Here is a 22698-nt window from a genome sequence, read left to right as displayed (position 1 = left end):
AAACATGCCACCACGGATCTCTAAATAGCGATCGTTATAGGCGTAGTAAGGTCCTATTGGTCTGGGATTATTACTGACGGATTTTTGCGTGTAGTCTTTTTGAACCTCTTTTAGCGTCATATCACCACTGGTATAACCCATTTTTAATTTTTTGCGAGTTTCGGCTTTCATGGCGCTACCAAACCATAATAAAAATTCACCAACGTACATATTAAAAGGTCTCCTGTAGTGCTTGATGCCACTCGGTCAGTTCTTCGCCTAAGTCAGCAAATTTTTTGCGATCAGGTTTATTACTAAAACAGCAGCGGTCAAACCATTTTTGCATGGCGTTATCATCAAAAATAATTAAACATACACTAACTACAACAACAATTACCGAGCAGTAAAATATAATGTAAGCCAACCCAACTGCGGCTTTAGCGCCAATAGCAAATCGACCAATAGTTAACCCTACTTCTGCTAATTTTACCCAAATGGTGCGCTCTATACTTGTTGTGATAATATTATTAAACCATGGTACTAGCGTACCTAAAGCGACCACAAATTGGGACATGCTTAGCACTATAGTTGCAAGACCTCTAGCAAAATAAGCTATTGCAATACCTGTACTACGCTTTTTAATTGCTTTTACCATATCCGTAATATCCAATACACCCGACATCCCCCCCGCAATTAATGATAAACTCGCCGACCATAAAAAGAAGCGACCAAAGGCATTATAGGTGACCGTTGCAGTTCTTGAATTCGGGTTGTTTTCGATACAACATTGCACGGCGCTGGTGAATATTTGTACGCCTGCGGCTGTGCTTCCCAGCAGTGATGCGGTTAATTCGGCACATTCACGAGGGTTGTTCCATTGACCATTGATTAATTTTTTAGCGGGTTCGTAGCCACTAAATGCAAATATCATCATGGCAATTTTAGTATTAACTAAATCGGCATTGGTAAAATTGTTACGAGCAACACGTGTTATTTGTGGAGCCCCTCGTTTGGGTGTGGCTTTAAATGTATGTCCATTAATGCTGTAGCCCGATTCATACATTTCAAGCGCTTTTGTTTTAATACCTGCAATAATTAAATTACCTAAACGGTTTTGAATCGTTTGGTTAAATTTTTGAGTGGTTACCCTTAAAAAGCTTCTGACTAAATCAGCAAAAGTAACTGATAACAATGCTATTGGATAGCCACGTTTTGCCATCACTTCTACCACTCGATCGGTTTGATTAACATGATCGGTCAATTTATTTAGTAAGCTAATGGCTTTATCTACATCAGGCATTTGTCCATTATCATCACTCGATTCGTTGATCGCGATGTTTTGTTGGATATCGAGATATTCGTTAATATCATTAATCAAATTTTTATTATTATGAAGATAGGTGCGCATGCATAAATTGGTTTGGGTTATTTGAGGCTCAAGCCACCACTCATCAAGAATTGGCCTAATTTTTTTTGAACTGCTCACTCCACACAGGCAAACACTCATTTGTAATTGAAACATAATGCCATCTATGGGACGGGTGTCATCATATAAATCTAATGCAGAAATTAGCTGGCTCGATTTTAACCATTTTATGTAATCATCAGCACGCTTTTCTGCCAGTTCTTCTGCATTTTGACTGAGCTCATTAAATTCTTTTTCAAATTTGTCCATTTTTTCTTGAGATAGACGATTCCAATAAAATTTTTTAAACTCTTCTTGAGATAGTTCTTTAGTTTGTTGCTCTAGTAATCCTTCTTCGGCTTTTTGGAAGATTTCTCTTCTTTTATTATTTGCCATATCACCAATAGAAGGGATAGTGATTTTGTCATTGCCCCAGCTTGAAAACTTTTCCCAGTTTTTATTTTGTTTGATTATCTGCTTGATTCGGTGCTGATGAAACGATTCTTTAAACCCTAATAGTTGTCTTAAAATGATTAAACGGTGTTCGTTGGATATGCCTTCATTATCTTTGCCTTCCATCCATGGTTTCATTACTTTTTCAAGGGCTTGATGACGTCGACTATTTAAACTTTGGGTGATGCCAATAGCATCGGGCACCACAATTGCAGCACCTTGACGTGCTTTTAATTTTTTATAAAGCGATAAATATCGAAAATAGTATTGCATGATATTTTTATCACCAAAAAAAGCGCGTTGTTCGTAAATATATTGTATTACTTGTAATTGCTGGCGTGCGTAGTCTCGTTCGCCTGTTTTAAAATCATAGGGACTTTTGCTCTGTAAAAATGATTCTTGTTCGGCTATTTTCATCGCAGTTGAAAACTCTAAAATATTGGATAGTAGGTCATCGTCTTTTATGGATTTTTGACCACTACGAATTTGATCTGGCGTTACGCCTTGTAGTTCAAATTCAGGCGTGGTTAGATAAAACTCTAATCTTTCATTGGTTATTTTGTTAGGACTGAATAAAAAATGAATTTTAAAGATTTCTTTACTGTTTTTGAAACTGATGTAAGAGGCATCGGCTCCGTCGGTGGCAATGTTACAGCTATAGGTTGTTGGAGTATTTGGTATGGAGTCCATATCGCTATATTCAATTAAGCAACCAGACGGGCTTGAAGTAAAAGCTCGCCATTTTTTTTCGCCATTTTTGTGATCGACAAGGACATATAAATAGCCTTGTCTTAACATTTGTATGCAATATTTTGAGTGTTCCAATGGCAAATTCGATACCATTTTTTGAGCAAAATTAGGTAAAGGCGGCAGTTCAACGTCTGCCTTAAGATTATTTTTAAGTGTTGTGTTTTTACCCATGAGGCCAGAAATTGACAAGCGAGTTGGCAGTACAATTAAGTCGCCTTCCTTTTCTTGACATTGTGGGCATCGTTTGCCTGAATCGTTTTGTTTGATTTTTGCTGCTAATATTAAATTAACTAAGCTTTCCAGATTTCCCATGTTTTCTCCTTTATGCTCCTTTTTTTAACTCAGATTAATATGAGTTATTTAGCCAATTTAGTTTATGAATACTTATTGAATTTAAGGTATTGTTAATAAGATTGCGATTAACATTGGAAGTGATGAGCATGGTATTAATGTAAAGGTAATATTGATTAATTAATAAACCTAACCATAGGATAAAACAATAAGATTTATTGTGTATAAAAGAATTCAAATTAATGAATATGATGCTACATAATGGAGGGAATTGACATGCCAACAACTCTATTATCCTTACATTTACTTGTTGCTCGAATTTATTCAATGTTATAGTTTGATGATATTTTTAATGTTTATTTCAATTATCAATAGTTTTAACTAAATTGAGTACAAAAATTACACGTTTTTTTTGTGGTTTGCAATATTTAATTTAATATTGTGGTTTAGTTGTAAGCATTATTTACATTTTTTACACATTATGATTAAAATAATCCCCTAATAACAATAAGGCGTTTTACTGAAAAATACTTTATAACAAATAAGATACTCTAAGTTTTAACTCATCACGAAACGGTATAGACTCCTGAATATTTTTTACAAAAATATAGCTTAAAACGTAACAGTTGTGTAAATACTTCATAATGAGTATACAACTTAGTAAAAAATTACGCTGCTTGTTTTTTGTGTTGTATATGCAATGGGAATCATGTTAGTTGATGTTTTATGAGGTCTTTGGGCGTTAATCAATGGCTGGATAGCAACGGTTCATAATACGTTTAGCCAAATCAATGACGGTTATTTTTTTATATCATCGCCATAACACTTATTGGTGATATGGCGTTAGTTTTGTTTTATATATATTCATTACAGTCGTTTTTGTTACTACTGTAACCGAAGCAAGTAATTTCTACCATTAAATTAATAGGGTATTTTTAATATCTTCGATCGTTTTTGTGCCAGCTAATTGCATGGTGATAGACAGTTCTTTGTTAAGATGATCAAAGACTGATTTTACTCCCTCAGCTCCACCTAAATTCAGACCATAAAGAATAGGGCGTCCAATAGCAACAAGATCAGCGCCACTTGCCAATGCTTTAAATACATGTTCGCCACGTCGTACACCGCTGTCAAAAATGATTGGAACACGTTTGGCAACAGTAGCTGCAATACTAGGCAATACCTCAAATGAAGCGGGAGCGCCATCTAATTGTCGCCCACCATGATTTGATATCCAAATCGCATCAGCTCCGGCTGATATTGCAATTGATGCATCTTCAGGTGATTGAATTCCTTTTACAATAACAGGTAAATTTGCCATTTCTTTAATTTTTTGAATATCAGAAGGAACGATACCTTGTTTTGCTGCGGCATAAATTTCGCTAATGCCTTTACCTGAACCATCGCCATTACCGTTTGATTGACTGTAAGCACTGAGATTTTTCATAGGAAGTGGAAATTGAAATTTATTAACGATATCTTCTTCGCGATAACCACCTAACGTTGAATCAACTGTTAAAATGATTGCTTTTGCGCCTGCTTTAACAGCTTTATCGATAATAAAACGGTTAAAATCATCATCTTTACTCATATAGAGTTGAAAAAAATACGGTACATTAGGCGCGGCATTTGCGGCATCTTCAATAGATGTATTGGCATAAGTACTAATACAGAAAATAGAACCTGCTGCAGCGACGCCTTTAGCGGTGTCCTTTTCGCCTTGTTCATGAGCCAATCCTTGGGCTGCTGACGGTGCTTGAATAATGGGTGTTTTTAATGAGATATCCCACAATTTTGTTGATAAATCTGCGTGATCAATACCTTGTAATACTCGAGGAACGATTTTTTTGCGATTAAACGATAAGGTATTTTCTCGCATTGTCCATTCATCTTCGGCACCACCACGGATATAACCAAACGCCCCAGCCTCCATTCTTGCTTTAACTAATGCTTCTAAGGAAGCAATATTAACGATCTCTATAGCGTGTTCTTCATTACTTGTATGGTATGACATGGTTCGCTCCTAATTATGAGAGTTAATACAACAGTACGGTTATATCACAGCTATTTTTTATTTAAAATTAAATAAAAATCATTTTTGACAAAATAGCACTTTTTTATATTCATCTTTGTAGAAGCTTTTTAAGTACAGATCATAGCCTGAAATATAAAGAAAATAGCAATGCAGTTATTTGGATTTTTTAGTTTGCTGTAAAGGGATGCAATAAAAAGCTTATTTTTTGTTAAACAAAAAAATAAACCTCGATATTATTCGAGGTTTTTCAATAATTATATATTGCCATTGTATATTCAAATACTGATAGCTTATTTTATCCCATATTCAGCCCGATAAGCCTCAACTTGTACTACTTGATCTTTTCGAGCAGGATCTTTGTATAGGTATTGGATCAAATCATCAAGCGTGATAATTGAAATAACATCACAATGATAGGTTTGTTTAATTTCTTGAATTGCAGAAAGTTCACCACGACCTTTTTCTTGACGGTCTAGGCAGATGAGCACACCAGCGAGTTTTGATTGATTATCTTCTAATATTCTCATCGATTCACGAATTGCGGTACCAGCAGTAATAACATCATCAACTAGCATAACGCGTTGCTGATAGATCGAACTACCTACTAAGTTGCCCCCTTCACCATGGTCTTTGGCTTCTTTGCGGTTAAAGCAATAAGGCACATCGATATTATGATGTTCAGAAAGTGCAACAACGGTTGATGAAACAATAGGTATACCTTTATAAGCTGGACCAAAAATAACATCGTATTCTAAGTTGGCATCCATGAGTGCAGCTGCGTAAAAACGACCTAATAAAGCTAGATCTTTACCGGTATTAAACAATCCCGCATTAAAAAAATAGGGGCTTTTGCGTCCTGATTTTAAGGTGAATTCACCAAATTTTAATGCTTGCCTATTTAAAGCAAATTCAATAAATTCACTTTTATATGATTTCATCGATTTTCTCCAATTAATCTTTTAAGGCTTGTTTTTGCGCATCAATAATTGTTGCGATGCCATTTTTTGCTAGCGCTAACAGTTGTAATAATTCGTCATGACTAAATGGTTCGCCTTCGGCAGTACCTTGCACTTCAATCATACGTCCATCGTCAGTCATCACAACATTCATATCGGTTTGTGCGTTTGAATCTTCTATGTATTCTAAATCACAGACCGCTTGACCATCGACAATGCCGACAGAAACAGCAGCAACCAATGATTTAATTGGATTTTGCTTTATTTTACCCTCTGCAACCATTTTGTTGATTGCATCATTAAGCGCCACACAAGCACCAGTAATTGATGCCGTTCGAGTGCCACCATCGGCTTGAATGACATCGCAATCTAACGTAATGGTGTATTCGCCTAATAATTTAAGGTCAATCATAGCGCGTAGTGAACGGGCAATCAGGCGTTGAATTTCCATGGTGCGGCCAGTTTGTTTGCCTTTAGCCGCTTCGCGCTGGGTTCGTGAATGAGTTGCACGTGGTAGCATGCCATATTCAGCTGTTACCCAACCTTGATTTTGACCTTTTAAAAAACGTGGCACACTTTCATCAATGGTGGCATTACACAGTACTTTAGTTTCACCAAACTCAACTAATACAGAACCTTCTGCATGCTTAGTATAATGACGGGTTATTTTGATTGGGCGGACTTGTTCCGCAGATCGACCAGACGGGCGCATGCAATTCTCCAGCTGTTACAATTAAAAATATCTTTTTGAAATAATTATTTAGGAGGACATCAACAAGATAAGGTTGATGTTTAGCCTAAGCTAAGAGCGTATTATACAGAATATGTGATACAATGCCCAGTAAGTTTTTTACAAATTTAGGATGCTATTATGATTTCCAGCATGACTGCCTATTCACGAAAAGAGTTAAATCAACCGTGGGGAACTGCCTCGTGGGAACTTCGTTCAGTTAACCAACGCTATCTAGAAACCTATATTCGCCTGCCAGAGCAGTTTCGCTCACTTGAACCAATGATACGTGAGCAACTGCGTAAACGTTTAACTCGTGGTAAGATTGAATGTAATTTACGCTTTGAGTTAGATCCAGCTGCACAGAATCAAGAACTGTCGTTAAATAAAGAGCTTGCCCAGCAAATTTTAAATGCTGCTAACTGGATTCAAACAACGCATCAATCAGGTCAAATCAATCCCATTGATGTACTGCGTTGGCCGGGCGTATTATCAGCTAAAGAACAAAATCTTGACAGCATATCACAAGAAATCCTAACCCTGCTTGACTTCGCTATCGATGAGTTTATAGCCGTTCGTGAGCGTGAGGGTAAAGCACTTAGCGATTTAATTGTTAAACGTTTAGAAGCGATTACCGTCGAAGTCGATAAGATTCGCAATTGGATGCCCCAAATACTGGAATGGCAAAAAGAACGCTTAAATAGCAAATTGGCTGAAGCTAATATTGAGCTTGATCATTCGCGCCTAGAACAAGAGATAGTAATGGTTGCTCAGCGAATTGATGTTGCCGAGGAGCTTGATCGCCTGATGACGCATGTTAAAGAAACTTACTCAATCTTAAAGAAAAACGAAGCAATAGGTCGCAGGTTGGATTTTATGATGCAAGAGTTTAATCGAGAATCGAATACTATCGCTTCTAAATCAATTAATTCGGATGTAACAGCGAGTGCAATCGAACTTAAAGTACTTATTGAACAAATTAGAGAGCAAGTACAAAATATTGAATAATGGCTTGATTAATGAGTAGATATCTTGGTAGTTTAGCTATTGTATTAGCTTCTATTTTGTGGGGGACAACTGGCACTGTAGCCACGTTTGCCCCTTCACTTTCTTCTTTGTTTATTGGTGCAGTTGCAATGGGGATTGGTGGGATTTTGCAGTGTGTTTTAGCTATCCCACAAATTATCAAAGAGCGTGACTTGTTAACCCAGCATATCTATTTTCTTATTGTCGGAGCCGTTGCCGTAATGATTTATCCCTTAGCTTTTTATTCTTCAATGCGATTATCGGGTGTGACAATTGGTACGGTTGTCTCTATTGGCTCGGCGCCGATTCTTTCGGCTATAATTGAATATGTGAAAGGTGACTTTCGCTTAACTAAGCGATGGTTGATTGGTGCAATGTTTGGCATTTTGGGAATGGTACTATTGTCTTTTGCAGAAAATCATTCAATAACTATTGAAAATAATCATATTATTCTTGGCATTTTGCTTGGTTTAATAGCTGGATTTACCTATGCTTTATATTCATGGTCAGCGCGTCAATTAATGTTAAAGACAATATCAACCACTTCCGCCATGGGGTCAACCTTTGGATGTGGTGGCATATTATTAATACCGGTCATGGTGCTCACTGGTTCTGGTTTGTTTGATTCATTAACGAATATTTCAGTTTGTATATATATGGCATTAGTTCCTATGTTTGTAGGATACCTTTGTTATGGATTTGGCTTATCAAAAATATCCGCTAGTACCGCAACAACTATCACTCTGCTTGAGCCTGTAATAGCGGCAGTTTTAGCAATTTTGGTAGTAGGCGAAACATTGCCTTTAATGGGGTGTATCGGTATTTTATTTATTCTTATTTGTCTTGCTTTAATAACGATTGATATAAACAAGTAAGTTATCAAAAAACAAGGATAGCAAGCTAGGCATTACACTTCTCATTTTTTATTACTCATCGTTAAAAAATATTCTCTACTTATTTTTTAATTAAACAGGTATTGATAAAAATTAAACTAAAAAAACAAACCAATAATACCTCACTCAAAAACTTACCGATTGATGATGTCATTAAATTGGCTACTGATGCAAATGATGCAAAAACCACTACAATTTGGGCATTCGCTATTATTATGATGTAGGTGTGTTTAAAGCAAGAAAATGGTTTGAAAAAGCTTGCCAAAGTGAGGAAATAATTGGCGAGTAAAAACTAAATCCACCCTAATTAGTAAGCCCAATAAAATCAGGTTAAATGCAATGAAGCTTATGAAGTCTTAATTTTGTTTTACGCATCAATAAAAATATATATTATTGATATTTGTTAAATTACAATTATTTTGATAAATTAAAACATCAACACCAACAATATAATAGATATGATAATAAGAGGAAAGAACAATGAAAAAGCTATTAACTACAGGCTTACTATTTCTATTTTTAGCTGGCTTTGCTAATGCTGATACCGATAAAACTTCGCTAAAAGACTTACCATTTGATGAAGTGATGAAAATGGCAACCGAAAAAAATGATGCAAAAGCGCAGTATGATTTGGGTGTTCGATATGATCGCGGCGAAGGAGTCGAACAAGACTATGCTAAAGCAAGGGAATGGTATGAAAAATCAGCTGCTCAAGGTTATGCGAGTGCTCAATCTAATTTAGGTGTTTATTACGATTATGGTACTGGTGTTGAGCAAGATTATGTAAAAGCGAAAGAGTGGTACGAAAAGGCAGCCGCTCAAGATGATGATCATGCTCAATATAATTTAGGTATCTTATACAGTGAAGGGCGAGGAGTCGAAAAAGATGCGTCTAAAGCCAGAGAACTATTTGAAAAATCTGCGAAACAAGGTCTTGCCAATGCGCAATATAATTTAGCTATTATGTATTTACAAGGCGAGGGTGTAAAAAAAGATATAGTTACAGCAAAAGAATGGCTCGAAAAAGCCGCTATACAAGGTGTGCCACAAGCACAATTTAATTTAGGTGTCATGTATGAAAATGGTCAAGTTGTAAAAAAAGATCATAAAAAAGCCATGGAATGGATTGAAAAAGCTTGTAAAAACGGAGTTAATCATCCACTTTGTAACTAAAGCATCAACTTTTAACCTACAATACCAATAAAACTCGATTAAACGCAAAGGGGGAAATGAACTACATCCCCCTTTTTTCAATGTTATATAAAATAACTCTAATTAGCTGCTGTGTGGGTTCTTGTTTTGATTGATTTAAAATACCAAATAAGTACAGTCAACGCGATACCCGCAGATAATAAATCCGCAATGGGTGATGAAGCCCAAACGCCATCAAGCCCAAAGAATAATGGCAAAATATAGAGTGTTGGCAATAAAATAAGGATCTGCCTAGAAAGGCTAAGTAAAATCGATACTTTTGCCATACCAATGCATTGGAAAAAGCTTGTGGTCACCATTTGGAAACCAATAAAAGCAAAAGAAAGTGTGGTATAGCGTAGTGCAATGGCTGATATTGAGATTAAATCCTCGTCAGCACTAAATGCACGAACTAAAATATCCGGAATAAAAAATCCAAGAATAAAGCCAATACTGGTAATTACGGTCGCTACTTTGACGGCATAGAAAAAGGTAGTTTTGACACGCGAATAGTTTTTTGCTCCGTAATTATAACCAATAATGGGTTGCATACCTTGATTAATCCCAATAACAATCATAATTACTAATGTGATCAATCGGTTGGCATTAGAGTAGCCCGCAATAGCATCATCACTTGACACGTTAGACAGTGGTGCATAATGTACTAATTGCCAGTTGATAAAAACCACCACTATAGAGGCTGCAACCTGCATGGCAAATGGCGACATACCGATTGATATAATCGATTTAATATAGGTCAAGTTAAGGGTGAAATTGCGTCGATATAGCTTAATATTACTGTTTTTGCTGATAAAGTGTTGCATAACAAATAAGAAGCTAATAAACATGGATAACGTGGTTGCAAAAGCTGCTCCACGCATGCCCCAGCCTAAACCAATAATAAAAATCGGTGCTAAAATAATATTGGCAATTACACTAATAAACATGGTAACCATTGCTTTAAATGGATAACCACTGGCGCGCATCATATTGTTATAATTAAACGTTAACGTAATAAAAATACTACCCGGTAAATAAACTTCTAAAAATTCTCGAGCATATACATGATTAGTCGCGCTCGATCCGACAAAATGTAAAACGGGATCGACAAAATAGAGCAATAACGCCAAAGTTAAGCCACTTAAAATGGCCGTTAACATAAACGATGTGCCAGCGACCTTTTCGGCTTTGTCGTTTTCGCCACGACCTAAAAAAATCGAAATCCGGCTCGCCGAGCCGATACCTACCAGCATACCAATGCCTGCAGTTAGGTTCATAACAGGCAAAATAATGCCTGCACCACTCAATGCTTCACGACCAATCCAATGACCAATAAAAATACCGTCAATAATGTTATACAGCGTATTTACAATTGTGCCAATTACCGCAGGCAGTGCATATTGCCAAAATAGTGAACTGATTTTTTTATTTTTAAAATCATTATAAACATCAAGAGAGTGAGCCATTGCTTTTATTTTTCCGCTGTTAAATATTGTAAAGAAGTTTCAGGTAACTATACGTTTTAGTATAAAAAGAGCATAATCACTATTCAAATTAGCCATGATATGCTCATGTCTGCTGTTTGGTATATTATCAAAATAATAAACGCAGTTTGCGATTTTTACTTATTTCTTAATTTTAAATAATGGTTACTTATAGCGGTTACCCAAATCTGTCTATTGTCACTGCGAGATATTAAATCTTGTCAAAAAGTTTCAGGTAACTATACGTTTCAGTATAAAAGATAGTCATTATTTAAACTTGCTATAATATACTTGTCTTTGTCTGTTGAAAATATAGCTAAAATAATAAACGGGTTTGCTACTTTTATTTATTTTTAAATTTTTATGATTATAGTTTATAGCGACAATCCAAATTTTCTATCGGTACTGTATGCAGATCTTGTCAAAAAGTTTCAGGTAGCTATACGTTTCAGTATAAATTTAAGGCAATTTTACTGCGTTAGTTTAGCAGACTGGCAAATTGTTAATAGCACTTTTTTGGTGCTTTGATAGAATAACCCCCCTTAATGATTATTGCGATCCAATAGGAACCTCACCAATGAGCGTACAAATAGAAAAGATCATACTGCATAAATTAATTAGAAAAAGTGATACCGAAATCGAATTACAACTTCGCGAATCAATGTTAGGCAACGAGCAAGCGGTTGTTAATCTAATCGAAGATATCAACCGCATCTACAACAACAAAAGCAAAGCCTATGGACTATTTAATAGCGATAGCTTATTTGAACAATCACTAAAAGAACTGCGCCTTGGCAATCAAGACTTTTTACGTTTTAGCCAAGAATCGACCAAACAACTGCGCAACGAATTGGCTAAATACCCTTTTGCTGAAGGGGGAACGGTTGTATTTTGTCAGTACCGTTATTTGGCGGTTGAGTACTTGATTATTGCCGTATTAAATAGTTGTTTAAGTATGTTAGTTAATGAAGATTTAGATATCAGTGAAACACAATATTTAGACATTGCCCATGCCGATATTATTGCCCGCATCGACATTACCGAATGGGAAACCCAAGCCGACTCAAAACGTTATTTAACTTTCTTAAAAGGACGAGTAGGGCGCAAAGTATCTGACTTTTTTATGGACTATTTAGGTGCTAGCGAAGGATTAGATGCGAAAGCGCAAAACAAAACACTGGTTAAAGCGGTTGATGATTACTGCCAAGAAATGCAATTTGACAAGCAAGACAAAACCAGTGCGCGCGAAAACGTTTACAACTACTGCCAAGCCCAATTACAAGCAGGCGAAGAAATTGAACTGAAAAATCTAGCCAACGAACTACCTGCCAGTGTTGACAATAACTTTATTGAATTTATTAAAAACAGTGAATATGATTTAGAAGAAACGTTTCCGGTTGATCGCAGTGCACTGCGTCAGCTTAAAAAATTCTCGGGCAGTGGTGGGGGATTAACGTTAAGCTTCGATTCGAATTTATTAGGTGAACGCATTAAGTGGGATCCGCAAACTGACTCCCTAGTGATTAAAGGCGTACCACCTAATTTACGTGATCAACTACAACGCAATAGCGGTTCCAACTAATTATCAACCAACAACGTTATTAGGACACAACATGAAATACATTGGTGCACATGTAAGTGCAGCAGGTGGGGTAGACAATGCCCCAATTAACGCTCATCAAATTGGCGCAACCGCATTTGCGCTATTTACCAAAAATCAACGACAATGGCACGCCAAACCGCTTGAGCCCACAATCATTGACAGCTTCAAAAAACGTTGCGAAAGATATGGCTTTACTAGCAAACAGATCTTACCACACGATAGTTATTTAATTAATTTAGGTCACCCAGATCGAGAACAGCTCGACAAATCACGTACCGCCTTTTTAGATGAAATGCAACGGTGCGAACAGCTAGGACTGACATTACTTAACTTTCACCCCGGTAGTGACTTAAAACAGATTTCAGTTGATGAATGTTTAGCACGTATTGCCGAATCGATTAATATCACACTTGATAAAACACAAAATGTGGTTGCCGTTATTGAAAATACTGCGGGGCAAGGCTCTAACTTAGGCTATAAATTTGAACATCTTGCCCAGATCATTGACCAAGTTGAAGACAAAAGCCGAGTTGGCGTTTGTATTGACACTTGCCATGCTTTTGCTGCTGGCTATGACTTGCGTACTGAAAAAGCCTGCCAAGAAACCTTTGCCGAATTTGAAAAAATTGTAGGTTTTCAATACTTGCGAGGCATGCACTTAAACGATGCCAAAAGCGAATTTGCCAGCCATGTCGATCGTCATCATAGCCTAGGCAAAGGCAATATTGGCGAAGCAGCCTTTAAATACATTATGCAAGATCCAAGAATTGATGAAATTCCCCTTATTTTAGAAACCATTGATCCCGATATCTGGGCGCAAGAAATAAGCTGGTTAAAGGAGCAATGTCAATAGCTATTAAAGCTTTACAAGGATGTATAAGAAAGCTTATTTTACAATAATAAACAAAAAGCTAACCTAGAGCTAAAATAATATATTGCAACACTTTTAGTGTATTTAATCGTAACACCTTTTGTTATCGGTGATGTGAATACAATTAAAAATAACACAATTGATGACCGTAAAGGTTGGTTAACTGATAGCTTTACTCTACGTAGTATTTTGACCAAAGTCGGTTACCAACGAAACAATATCGAAGATGGGGCATGCTTTTATAGTTATTATAAATACTTTAGCGATAATCAATTTTATATTAATATTGAGTTTAGCGGCAGCTATGTGCCCGAAAAAAACATTCCTGTGGTGCTTTACCATGTTAGTTTCAGCCAAAAGCAGGATTGGCACTATCATACTATAGAACTTAGCAAAGTTCCGCGTGTGTTACTTGCTGAAGGTTATGCTGATTATATGGCTGTTGCTAAGGCATGTAGCGGATTTGATCCAGAATGGGAGAAGAAAGGAATATGAAAAAAATAAATGAATTATCATCACAACAATTAATTACCACTATATTTGACCCAGTAAAAGAACTGGATAAAACCATGCCAGCGCGCATTACTCAATATATCTTACAGGGTGATGAAATAAATGTATTAGTTGATTTAAATCAATTGAGTCAGTCTTCAAACACAGCTAATAAACTTTATGAGTTACTTCGAAGACCTTGTGATTTTTATTGGACAGATATTTATGACAAACTTAATTCATCCGAAAAAGCAAGAATGGCTTTTTATCAGCGTTGGACTGATGATTATACTTTTGAACAGATAATCCGTTTTGCACGAGTTTTAACGGCGTTATGTAGTAATTTACGTTTTATTAAACTTATTACTCCAGAGTTACCCTCTTGGTTTTTATACCTGCTATATGATGGATTGATTACTACGTTATCGATTTGTTGTAACAATGAAGAGCGGATTGATGAACGAAAAAATTGGTCAATTAACCAATTGTATCAATTGTTAGAGATTGAGGAATCAGGATTAGGTAAAAAGTTATTATTTGCTATTTTTGACCGCCAAAATATTACATATAGCAGCTGTTTTCATTATTTCTTTATGATTAATGGTCTGTTGCCTTATATTATTGAGCATATTGAATTATTCAAACAGTTACCGAATCAAGGTATTGCGATATTAGGGCAAGTCGAACAATTAAAATATATTCGAAAACATCCTGAACTGAAAATGCCGCTGATTGATTTTATTGCTGTGCAGTCATTAAATAGCTCCAAACAAATTAGTCAGCTTGCAACTGAAATGTTACTTAGTTCCCCTGTCGAAATAGTAAAGCCCCATTTACAACGTTTGTTAACTGCTGGCACAGTTAAGCAGCGTAGTCATGCTGCCGCATTACAGGCTAGAATATCTTCTGATCCGACAATTTTGCAACAAGCCTTGACTAACGAAACTAACAAAACGGTCATTGCTGCGATCGAGAGTGCTTTATCACGACTTGAAAGTGCAAATACAGCCGAACAACAAGCAACTTTGATAATTCCTGATTTTGAGCCAATCGATGATGTTGATTTACCCATTATTGCTCGTGATATTTTGCAGCAAAATTATGAAGAACATTTAATAGAAAGTGAAAAAGCGGCACAAAAAGAAGTTGAAGATAACAAAAAATATAACCTTCCATACAATTGGGCAAGAAAATACTATAAAACGTTAAAAACGATTACCTCACAGGATTTAGATGATGTCTATCACTATTTAAATGGTAAGATTGAATATTCGGCGTTACTCAAAAAAATCAATAAAAATATCGATATTACATTTTTATTAGCCAAAAAAAGGTTACAGAATCTACCTGAATTTACGCTTTTTCATCTATTACGAGCGACTCAATTAACTAATAAAGAAAAAGGCGTTTATTATTTCGAAAGATTATATGAAAAAAATGAATTTATAAAAAAATTAGATCTTAGACAAATCGCTGATGTATTAGTAAAAATCAATTATTCTCAGCATGTGCCCTATGTCGTTGCTGTACCATTTTTAACCAAAGATACCTATCACGATGTCTATGAAAATGAACCACACAAATTATGGCCATTTTTTGCTGAAAACGAATTTTTGCTTGATGAGGCCTTAGGTTTTGCTCCCAAACAAGAAGCCTGGTCTTATCTTAATGTTGATGTAGAAAGTACCATTAAAATATTACAAACTTTCCCAAATATTCCAACTAAATATGTTGCTTATCTATTTGAATTAGCTTTGGGTGAAAGTAAACAAGTACGCTATGCCGCACAAAACGCTTTAAGTGTGATTACTAATATTCATTGCCAAGTTGAACAAGCTTTAACATCAGCAAAGCAAGAGGTGCGTATTGCCGCCGCTAATTGGTTAGCAGAGTTAGGACAAAAATCTTCAATTAAAGCATTAAATAATGCCTTAAAAAAAGAAAAACGCGAAACTGTACAAGCTGTTTTATTAGTCGCTTTAGAAAAATTAGGCGAAGATATTAGTCAACATTTAACCGTTAAAAAACTATTAACCGATGCGCAAAAAGGCTTAAAAGGTAAAAAACCTGCTGATTTTGACTGGTTTGATAAAAATCTAATTCCGCCATTAACATGGAAAAATGGTGATGCAGTTGATCCTCAAATTATTGAATGGTGGGCGTGGTTAGCGGTCAAATTAAAAGATCCAGCTAATCCATTGTTAATTATTTATAGTCGCTTATTAAGTCAGCAAAGCCAACAGCAATTAGGCGAATTTATTTTACAAAGCTTTATTAAGCAAGATACGCGAATGCCAACGGTGGAAGATGCCGAAGCAAAAGCCAATTCATTAGCCGATAAGCGATTGCAGCGATATATTGGCTACTACCAGCAATACCCTCAATACTACCCTAGTTATGCCAATATTACTTTTGAACAAGTATTTGAAGAGATAAAAAAAGAGGCTTTGGCAGTCTATCTTGGTTCAGCCATTAAAGCGAAAGGATTATTAGCATTAACTAGTGGTATTAAAGGTCATATTGCAGTTTCGTTATTACGTAGTTTTATGAAAGATCATCAACAACGACGAGCGCAAATTGAGGCAATGCTTGAACCGCTTGCTCAAAGTGATGATCCGTTGATCACGCAACTCTTGTTATCGCTTGCCCGCCGTTATCGTGCTGCATCTGTACAAGAAAAAGCCCGCTTATTGGTAGAAAGTATTGCAGAACGCAATGGCTGGACTACTGATGAACTAGCTGATCGCACCATATCTACCGCAGGGCTAGATGATAATGGTGTGTTAACCCTTGATTATGGTGAACGCACCTTTACGGCTACTTTTGATGATAAGTTTAAATGGCATTTAAAAAATGCAGATGGTGACGAAATTAAATCCTTACCAGAAGCCCGAAAAAGCGAAGATCAAGCCTTAGTGAAAGAGGCAAAAAAACAGTTTTCCAACAGTAAAAAAGAACTAACGCAATTGCTCAATATGCAAATTACCCGCTTTTATGAAGCTATGTGTACACAGCGTCAATGGCGAGTAGAGGATTGGCAAAAATACCTACAGCCACATCCTATCGTAGGACGGCTTATTCAACGTTTAATCTGGCTTGAATTAGATGAAAATGGACAAGTGATAAGCAGCTTTAGACCAACGGAGGATGGTAGCTTAATTACAACTGAAGATGACGAGATTGTTCTGAATGAAGGTAATCGCATTGCCCTTGCCCATTCGGCAGTGTTGCCAAGTGATATCACCGTAAAATGGCAAGATCATCTTAAAGATTACAAAGTCACCGAGCTATTTGATCAATTGACTCATTCATTACCAGATATGAGTAAAATTAAAGATGACATTATTGATGAACGTTTAGGTTGGTTAACTGACAGTTTCACGATACGAGGTATCTTAACCAAATTGGATTATAAGCGTGACAATGTTGAAGATGCAGGTTGTTTTTATGGTTATTATAAGTATTTTGCTAGTCTTAACCTGTATATTAATATTGAGTTTAGTGGCAGCATGGTACCAGAAGAAAATATCCCAGTTGCTCTTTTTGACCTCTATTTTAGTAAAAAGCCAGGTTTAAAAGATAGAGCAATAGCACTCAATAAATTGCCGCCAGTGTTGCTCGCTGAAGGTTATGCTAACTATATGGCGGTTGCAGATGCGTGTAGTGGCTTTGATCCCGATTGGGAGGATAAGTTACTATGGTAAAGGATAGCGCTAACAGTAATGAATGCAATTTATTAGCATGTTTTGAGATTTTGCGGGGATTAGATAAATTGATTCCCGAGCGCATTTGTAAATATATTTTACAAGGTCAAGATCCTCAAGTTTTAGAGGATCTAAATCAATTATCGCAAATGTATAATAATGAGAAGCGAGTTTATGGGCGTCTAGGCTTTCCTGGTGCGACTAATATCATTTATTATTTCACTGAGAAAAAACAACCAATAAAAGCGAGAGCGCTATTTTATCAACAATGGACGGATAACTATACGCCAGAACAGATTATCCGTTTTGGTAAGGTATTGGCAGCAACCTATATTGAAAATATGCAGCAAAGTCGCGTTTATTCAGAACAAAAAAATATTGATGTCATCACGCCAAATTTACCTTTATGGTTTTTATATCTATTTTTAGATGGATTGGTTTCAACTTTGTTTAGCTATAATCAAAATGCTGAACAAATTATTCTTGAACGTCAAAATTGGTCTGTTCAGCAATTACATCAATTGCTCGAAATAGAACAAAAAGGGCTAGGGAAACAGCTATTATTTGCTATTTTTGACCGCCAACAAACACCAGAATCTTATTTAAAGTGTTTTCATTATGTGTTTATGATTAATGGTTTATTGCCCTATATTTATGATCATCTTGAATGGTTTAAAACCTTGCCTGAACAGGGTCTTTCTAGAGTCGGTCAATTACAGCAATTACAATATATTGCCAACCAAGTCGAACTTAAACAAGATGTGATTGATTTACTTGTAAAACAATCAACAAGTAACATAAAAGCAATCAGTGAGTTGGCAACAACCTTATTACTAAGTTTACCAATTGACATAGTGCAAACTGAGTTACAAGCTTTATTAGACCAAGGAACGCCTAAGCAACGTTGCCATGCGGTAAACTTATTGGCTAGATTATCCGTTGATCGCCAGATTTTAGAAGAAGTATTAACTCGGCAGACCAATAAAACCGTGATTAAAACTATTGAAGGTGCACTATCACGATTAAGTGGCAATGAGGATGCTAAACAGCAAGAAATCGAATTAATTATTCCTCCTTTTGAATCGGTCGTTGAAGTTGATTTACCTTCTAAAGCGCGAGATATTTTGCAACAAAACTACCAAGAAGTATTAGTTCAACAGCAAAAGAAAGCAGAACAGGAAATTCAATATAACCAAGAATATGGTTACAAAATAACATCTGAGCAACAGCGTTATGCACAATTAAAAACAATTACTGTTAGTGATTTAGATGCGATTTTTGATTGTTTAAATGGTAAAGGTGATATCGAGCAGACGGATATAAAAAACAAATTAATTTATGAAGTTATTTTGAATAAAGGTCGTTTGCCATCGTTGCCCGAATTTAATCTTTACCACTTATTACGTGCGGAAAAAATTTGTCATCGTAAGCCTAATTCCTTTCATTTAGGTTTGAGTTTTTCTCATCATGAAATCTTGTTACGTACTGACTTACGCCAGTTAGTTGAAGTAATAAATAAAATAGATTATGTGCCAGATGCGAAACGTACCATCGCTGCCGCATTTTTAATGAATTATTATTATGAAACCACAACTGAGGTCGATCCTAATTTAGTTTGGCCATTTTTTGCCGAAAATTCCGTTTATCTTGATGAAGCATTGGGACTATTGCCAAGTCAGGAAGTGCAAAACAGTGATTATTTTTTTGAGAAAGAACGAGGGATAAAAATATTAACCTTTTTCCCGAAGTTACCCGCTAAATATGTGACTTATCTGCTTGAACTGGCATTAGGTGAAATTCAATCATTACGTTTATTAGCGCAAAAAGCATTAAGTGTGTTGCCTGATATTCATTGCCAAGTGGAAGAGGCGTTGATGTCAACTAAACAATCGCAGCGTATTTTAGCTGCCAAGTGGCTAGTAAAATTAGGACAGAAATCATCAATTAAAGCACTAAATAATGCGCTAAACAAAGAGAAATCTGAATCGGTGCAAGCAACGTTATTAGCTGCGCTTGAAAGTTTAGGTGAAAATATAAACCAGTATTTAACGCCAGCTAAATTACTTGATGATGCACAAAAAGGCTTAACGGGCAAAAAACCAGCAGATGCTAAATGGCTTGATGAAAGTTTAATCCCAGTATTAACTTGGCAAAGTGGTAAGCTGGTCGAACCTCAAATTATTACTTGGTGGATTTGGCTTGCGATAAAATTAAAAGAGCCTGCTAATCCATTATTAATCATTTATACCCGCCTTTTAAGCCTCAAAAGTCAACACGAATTAGGGGTATTTATTTTACACGCTTTTATTAAGCAAGACACGTTAACGCCAACACTTGAAGAAGCCGAAATGGAGGCCAATTTAAAAGCAAAACAGCGTTGGAAAGATTATTTAGATTATGCAAAGCGTTATCCCGAATATTATGGTCAATATGAAAATATGACTTTAAACGAAGCTTTTGAAATGATAAAGCAAGAGGTGCTTGCCCGCTTAGTGGGTTCAGCCATTAAATCAAAAGGTGTATTATCACTAATTGGTGGTATACAAGGTAATGTCGCTGTATCGATAATAAAAAACTATATTAAAAATTACCAAATCAGGCGTGGTCAAATTGAAGCTATGCTGGAATCAATAGCTGTTAGTGACGATCCGCTGATTATTCAATTTTTATTATCAATGGCACGTCGTTACCGAACGCCGTCCGTGCAAAAAAAGGCAAAATTATTGATTAACCAAATTGCTGAGCAAAAACAGTGGACGGCTGATGAACTGGCTGATCGCACCATTCCAACCGTAGGTTTAGATGAATCGGGCGTGTTGAGCCTTGATTATGGTGAGCGAATTTTTACAGTCACATTAGATGATAAATTCAAATTTGTATTGAAAAACGACGAAGGTAAAGAAATTAAAACACTACCCGAAGCGCGTAAATCTGAAGATGAAACATTAGTCAAAGAAGCCAAAAAACAATTTAGTAATAGCAAAAAAGCACTGAAGCAATTGCTTGAATTACAAACAGCTCGCCTATACGAAGCCATGTGTTTGCAACGACGTTGGTCTGTTTTAGCATGGCAAGAATATCTCTATAGCCATCCTATTATGCGTCTATTAATTCAACGTTTAGTGTGGTTTGAAGTGAATGAAGCAGGGGCAATTGTCAAGAGTTTTCGCCCAACCGAAGATGGCTGTTTAATTGATTTAAATGATGACGAGATTACGCTTAGTAAGGAAAACCATATTACTGTTGCGCATAGTGCATTGTTAACTAACGATATGGTCAAAACATGGCAAAAACATCTTACAGATTACAAAGTTTCGCTACTATTTGCACAGTTTAACCATTCGTTGCCTGATGTTAGCCATATTGCAGAAAATATTATTGATGATCGTAAAGGCTGGCTAACAGATAGTTTTACTATACGAAATATATTGATTAAACAAGGATACAAACGAGACGATATTGAAGACGGTGCTTGCTTTTACGGCTATTATAAATATTTTAGTGAGCTTGAGCTTTATATCAATATTGAATTTAGTGGTAGCTATGTGCCAGAAGAGAATATCCCTGCTGTACTTTACAATCTATATTTTAGTAAAAAGCAGGGTGGAAACTGCAATGCAATTGATATCAACGATGTGCCGCCAGTATTACTAGCAGAAGCTTATGCTGATTATATGGCTGTGGCTAATGCCTCAAGCGGTTTTGACCCAGAGTGGGAGAAGAAAGGATTATGGTAAAACACACACAAGCCATTCGCTTAAGCGCAGAACAACGTTATGCTAACGAATTAAATAAGTTGCTGAAATTGGATAGTCATAACAATAAACCTAAAGGTTGGCAGTTATCACCAAAATCGGTGCGAACGTTTATTTTGGGCAATGAGGAGATCGGCATCAGCCGTAAATTTTTTGGCGACGATCCCCTTGTTGATCGAGCGATTGTCTCTTTGCTTGGTAAACAAGGTTTGATGTTAGTTGGCGAACCAGGTACGGCTAAATCGATGTTATCTGAACTGTTAGCTGCAGCAATCAGCGGTGATTCAAACCTAACTATTCAAGGCACGGCAGGGACAAGTGAAGATCATATCAGATATTCTTGGAATTATGCTTTATTATTAGCCGAAGGCCCAACTGAACGGGCATTGGTTGGCTCGCCGATTTACCACGGTATGCAGCAAGGTAAAATTGTGCGTTTTGAAGAGATAACTCGTTGTCCACCCGAAATTCAAGACGTGCTTGTGTCTTTGATGTCTGAAAAGCAAATGATGATTCCCGAAATGGGGCAGAATGCCAAAATTAGTGCTAAACCAGGATTTAATCTTATTGGCACGGCAAACTTACAAGATCGTGGTGTGCATGAGATGTCAGCTGCATTAAAACGTCGTTTCAATTTTGAAACCGTTAATCCAATTACCGATAAAAACTTTGAAATAGAATTAATTCAAATGCAACTTAATCAGGAATTAGGCGAACTAAAATCGCAAATAATCATTCCAGTCGATGTCATTGAACTATTAGTAACAACGTTTCAAGAGTTAAGACAAGGACAAACGCAAGCAGGCACCAAGCTGAAAACACCAGATGCGGTGATGTCAACAGCAGAAGCTGTCAATATTGTGTATGCCTCAGCATTAGATGCCTATTATTTTGATGAGGGTACCTTAGAGGGTAGGCATATTGCTAAACAGCTTATTGGCGTTGTTTTAAAAGATAATGCTGATGATATTAAACGGATTCAATTTTATATGGATAATGTGGTGCGTGAACGAGCCAAAAATTCACCTGTATGGCATTCATTCTATCAGGTGTCTAAAAAATTCTGGAAATAATAAATAG

General features: G+C 36.3%; 15 protein-coding genes and 1 pseudogene. 10 read left to right on the top strand and 6 right to left on the bottom strand.

Annotation, left to right across the window (positions count from 1 at the left end; all coding sequences use genetic code 11):
- The 5 genes from ACYIAL_RS11495 to rph all read right to left on the bottom strand — a co-directional run.
- Nucleotides 1-210: hypothetical protein (locus tag ACYIAL_RS11495; protein WP_483751755.1), on the bottom strand; the 210-nt coding region annotated here is incomplete at its 3' end.
- Between the two features lies 1 nt (nt 211).
- The gene (locus ACYIAL_RS11490) at nt 212-2899 is read right to left on the bottom strand and encodes a T6SS effector BTH_I2691 family protein (protein ID WP_483751754.1); all 2688 of its coding nucleotides are present in this window, start codon (nt 2897-2899) and stop codon (nt 212-214) included.
- A gap of 895 nt (nt 2900-3794) precedes the next feature.
- Nucleotides 3795-4892: a lactate oxidase gene (locus ACYIAL_RS11485; RefSeq protein ID WP_483751753.1), complete on the bottom strand. Its 1098-nt coding sequence runs from the start codon at nt 4890-4892 to the stop codon at nt 3795-3797.
- A 311-nt stretch (nt 4893-5203) separates the two neighbouring features.
- Nucleotides 5204-5851 carry an orotate phosphoribosyltransferase gene (gene pyrE, locus ACYIAL_RS11480; RefSeq protein WP_483747305.1) on the bottom strand — a complete coding sequence of 216 codons (648 nt, stop codon included), beginning with the start codon at nt 5849-5851 and terminating at the stop codon, nt 5204-5206.
- A gap of 13 nt (nt 5852-5864) precedes the next feature.
- The gene (rph, locus tag ACYIAL_RS11475; protein WP_483747304.1) at nt 5865-6581 is read right to left on the bottom strand and encodes a ribonuclease PH; all 717 of its coding nucleotides are present in this window, start codon (nt 6579-6581) and stop codon (nt 5865-5867) included.
- 159 nt (nt 6582-6740) lie between these two features.
- Between rph and ACYIAL_RS11470 the strand changes: the two genes are divergently transcribed.
- From ACYIAL_RS11470 to ACYIAL_RS11455, 4 genes are all read left to right on the top strand, one after another.
- The gene (locus tag ACYIAL_RS11470) at nt 6741-7607 is read left to right on the top strand and encodes a YicC/YloC family endoribonuclease (protein ID WP_483751752.1); all 867 of its coding nucleotides are present in this window, start codon (nt 6741-6743) and stop codon (nt 7605-7607) included.
- Between the two features lie 11 nt (nt 7608-7618).
- On the top strand, nt 7619-8500 hold the full coding sequence (locus ACYIAL_RS11465) for a DMT family transporter (RefSeq protein ID WP_483751751.1): 882 nt from the start codon (nt 7619-7621) through the stop codon (nt 8498-8500).
- 101 nt (nt 8501-8601) lie between these two features.
- On the top strand, nt 8602-8742 hold the full coding sequence (locus tag ACYIAL_RS11460) for a hypothetical protein (protein WP_483751750.1): 141 nt from the start codon (nt 8602-8604) through the stop codon (nt 8740-8742).
- Between the two features lie 256 nt (nt 8743-8998).
- The gene (locus ACYIAL_RS11455; protein WP_483751749.1) at nt 8999-9691 is read left to right on the top strand and encodes a tetratricopeptide repeat protein; all 693 of its coding nucleotides are present in this window, start codon (nt 8999-9001) and stop codon (nt 9689-9691) included.
- Nucleotides 9692-9789: 98 nt separating this feature from the next.
- Here ACYIAL_RS11455 and ACYIAL_RS11450 read toward each other — a convergent pair whose 3' ends face one another.
- Nucleotides 9790-11175 (bottom strand): MATE family efflux transporter, encoded by a 1386-nt coding sequence (locus ACYIAL_RS11450; protein ID WP_483747299.1) that lies wholly within the window; start codon nt 11173-11175, stop codon nt 9790-9792.
- Nucleotides 11176-11770: 595 nt separating this feature from the next.
- On the opposite strand from ACYIAL_RS11450, the gene yejK reads away from it, so the two are divergent.
- The 6 genes and pseudogenes from yejK (at nt 11771) to ACYIAL_RS11420 (ending at nt 22691) form a co-directional block, all read left to right on the top strand.
- The gene (gene yejK, locus ACYIAL_RS11445) at nt 11771-12775 is read left to right on the top strand and encodes a nucleoid-associated protein YejK (RefSeq protein ID WP_483751748.1); all 1005 of its coding nucleotides are present in this window, start codon (nt 11771-11773) and stop codon (nt 12773-12775) included.
- A 31-nt stretch (nt 12776-12806) separates the two neighbouring features.
- Nucleotides 12807-13649, top strand: a complete 843-nt coding sequence (nfo, locus tag ACYIAL_RS11440; RefSeq protein WP_483751747.1) for a deoxyribonuclease IV — start codon at nt 12807-12809, stop codon at nt 13647-13649.
- A gap of 156 nt (nt 13650-13805) precedes the next feature.
- A pseudogene (locus ACYIAL_RS11435) lies at nt 13806-14162 on the top strand (DUF4132 domain-containing protein); the annotation flags it as partial.
- Complete coding sequence (locus ACYIAL_RS11430) at nt 14159-17863, top strand: DUF4132 domain-containing protein (protein ID WP_483751746.1); 3705 nt, start codon at nt 14159-14161, stop codon at nt 17861-17863. The pseudogene ACYIAL_RS11435 and the gene ACYIAL_RS11430, both read left to right, overlap by 4 nt.
- The gene (locus ACYIAL_RS11425) at nt 17857-21600 is read left to right on the top strand and encodes a DUF4132 domain-containing protein (RefSeq protein ID WP_483751745.1); all 3744 of its coding nucleotides are present in this window, start codon (nt 17857-17859) and stop codon (nt 21598-21600) included. Before ACYIAL_RS11430 ends, ACYIAL_RS11425 begins: the two co-directional genes overlap by 7 nt.
- Nucleotides 21594-22691, top strand: coding sequence for an ATP-binding protein (locus ACYIAL_RS11420; RefSeq protein ID WP_174797143.1), 1098 nt, complete (start codon nt 21594-21596; stop codon nt 22689-22691). Before ACYIAL_RS11425 ends, ACYIAL_RS11420 begins: the two co-directional genes overlap by 7 nt.
- The last annotated feature ends 7 nt before the right edge of the window (nt 22692-22698 follow it).

The organism is Gilliamella sp. X-57, from assembly GCF_057063565.1.
Note: the sequence above shows the minus strand (reverse complement) of the source record. Positions and strands in the feature narration are given on the sequence as shown.

Bases quoted from the DNA above. Each gene is read 5' to 3' on its own strand.
- ACYIAL_RS11490 (WP_483751754.1), bottom strand. From the start codon at position 2,899: ATGGGAAATCTGGAAAGCTTAGTTAATTTAATATTAGCAGCAAAAATC.
- ACYIAL_RS11485 (WP_483751753.1), bottom strand. From the start codon at position 4,892: ATGTCATACCATACAAGTAATGAAGAACACGCTATAGAGATCGTTAAT.
- pyrE (WP_483747305.1), bottom strand. From the start codon at position 5,851: ATGAAATCATATAAAAGTGAATTTATTGAATTTGCTTTAAATAGGCAA.
- rph (WP_483747304.1), bottom strand. From the start codon at position 6,581: ATGCGCCCGTCTGGTCGATCTGCGGAACAAGTCCGCCCAATCAAAATA.
- ACYIAL_RS11470 (WP_483751752.1), top strand. From the start codon at position 6,741: ATGATTTCCAGCATGACTGCCTATTCACGAAAAGAGTTAAATCAACCG.
- ACYIAL_RS11465 (WP_483751751.1), top strand. From the start codon at position 7,619: ATGAGTAGATATCTTGGTAGTTTAGCTATTGTATTAGCTTCTATTTTG.
- ACYIAL_RS11455 (WP_483751749.1), top strand. From the start codon at position 8,999: ATGAAAAAGCTATTAACTACAGGCTTACTATTTCTATTTTTAGCTGGC.
- ACYIAL_RS11450 (WP_483747299.1), bottom strand. From the start codon at position 11,175: ATGGCTCACTCTCTTGATGTTTATAATGATTTTAAAAATAAAAAAATC.
- yejK (WP_483751748.1), top strand. From the start codon at position 11,771: ATGAGCGTACAAATAGAAAAGATCATACTGCATAAATTAATTAGAAAA.
- nfo (WP_483751747.1), top strand. From the start codon at position 12,807: ATGAAATACATTGGTGCACATGTAAGTGCAGCAGGTGGGGTAGACAAT.
- ACYIAL_RS11430 (WP_483751746.1), top strand. From the start codon at position 14,159: ATGAAAAAAATAAATGAATTATCATCACAACAATTAATTACCACTATA.
- ACYIAL_RS11425 (WP_483751745.1), top strand. From the start codon at position 17,857: ATGGTAAAGGATAGCGCTAACAGTAATGAATGCAATTTATTAGCATGT.
- ACYIAL_RS11420 (WP_174797143.1), top strand. From the start codon at position 21,594: ATGGTAAAACACACACAAGCCATTCGCTTAAGCGCAGAACAACGTTAT.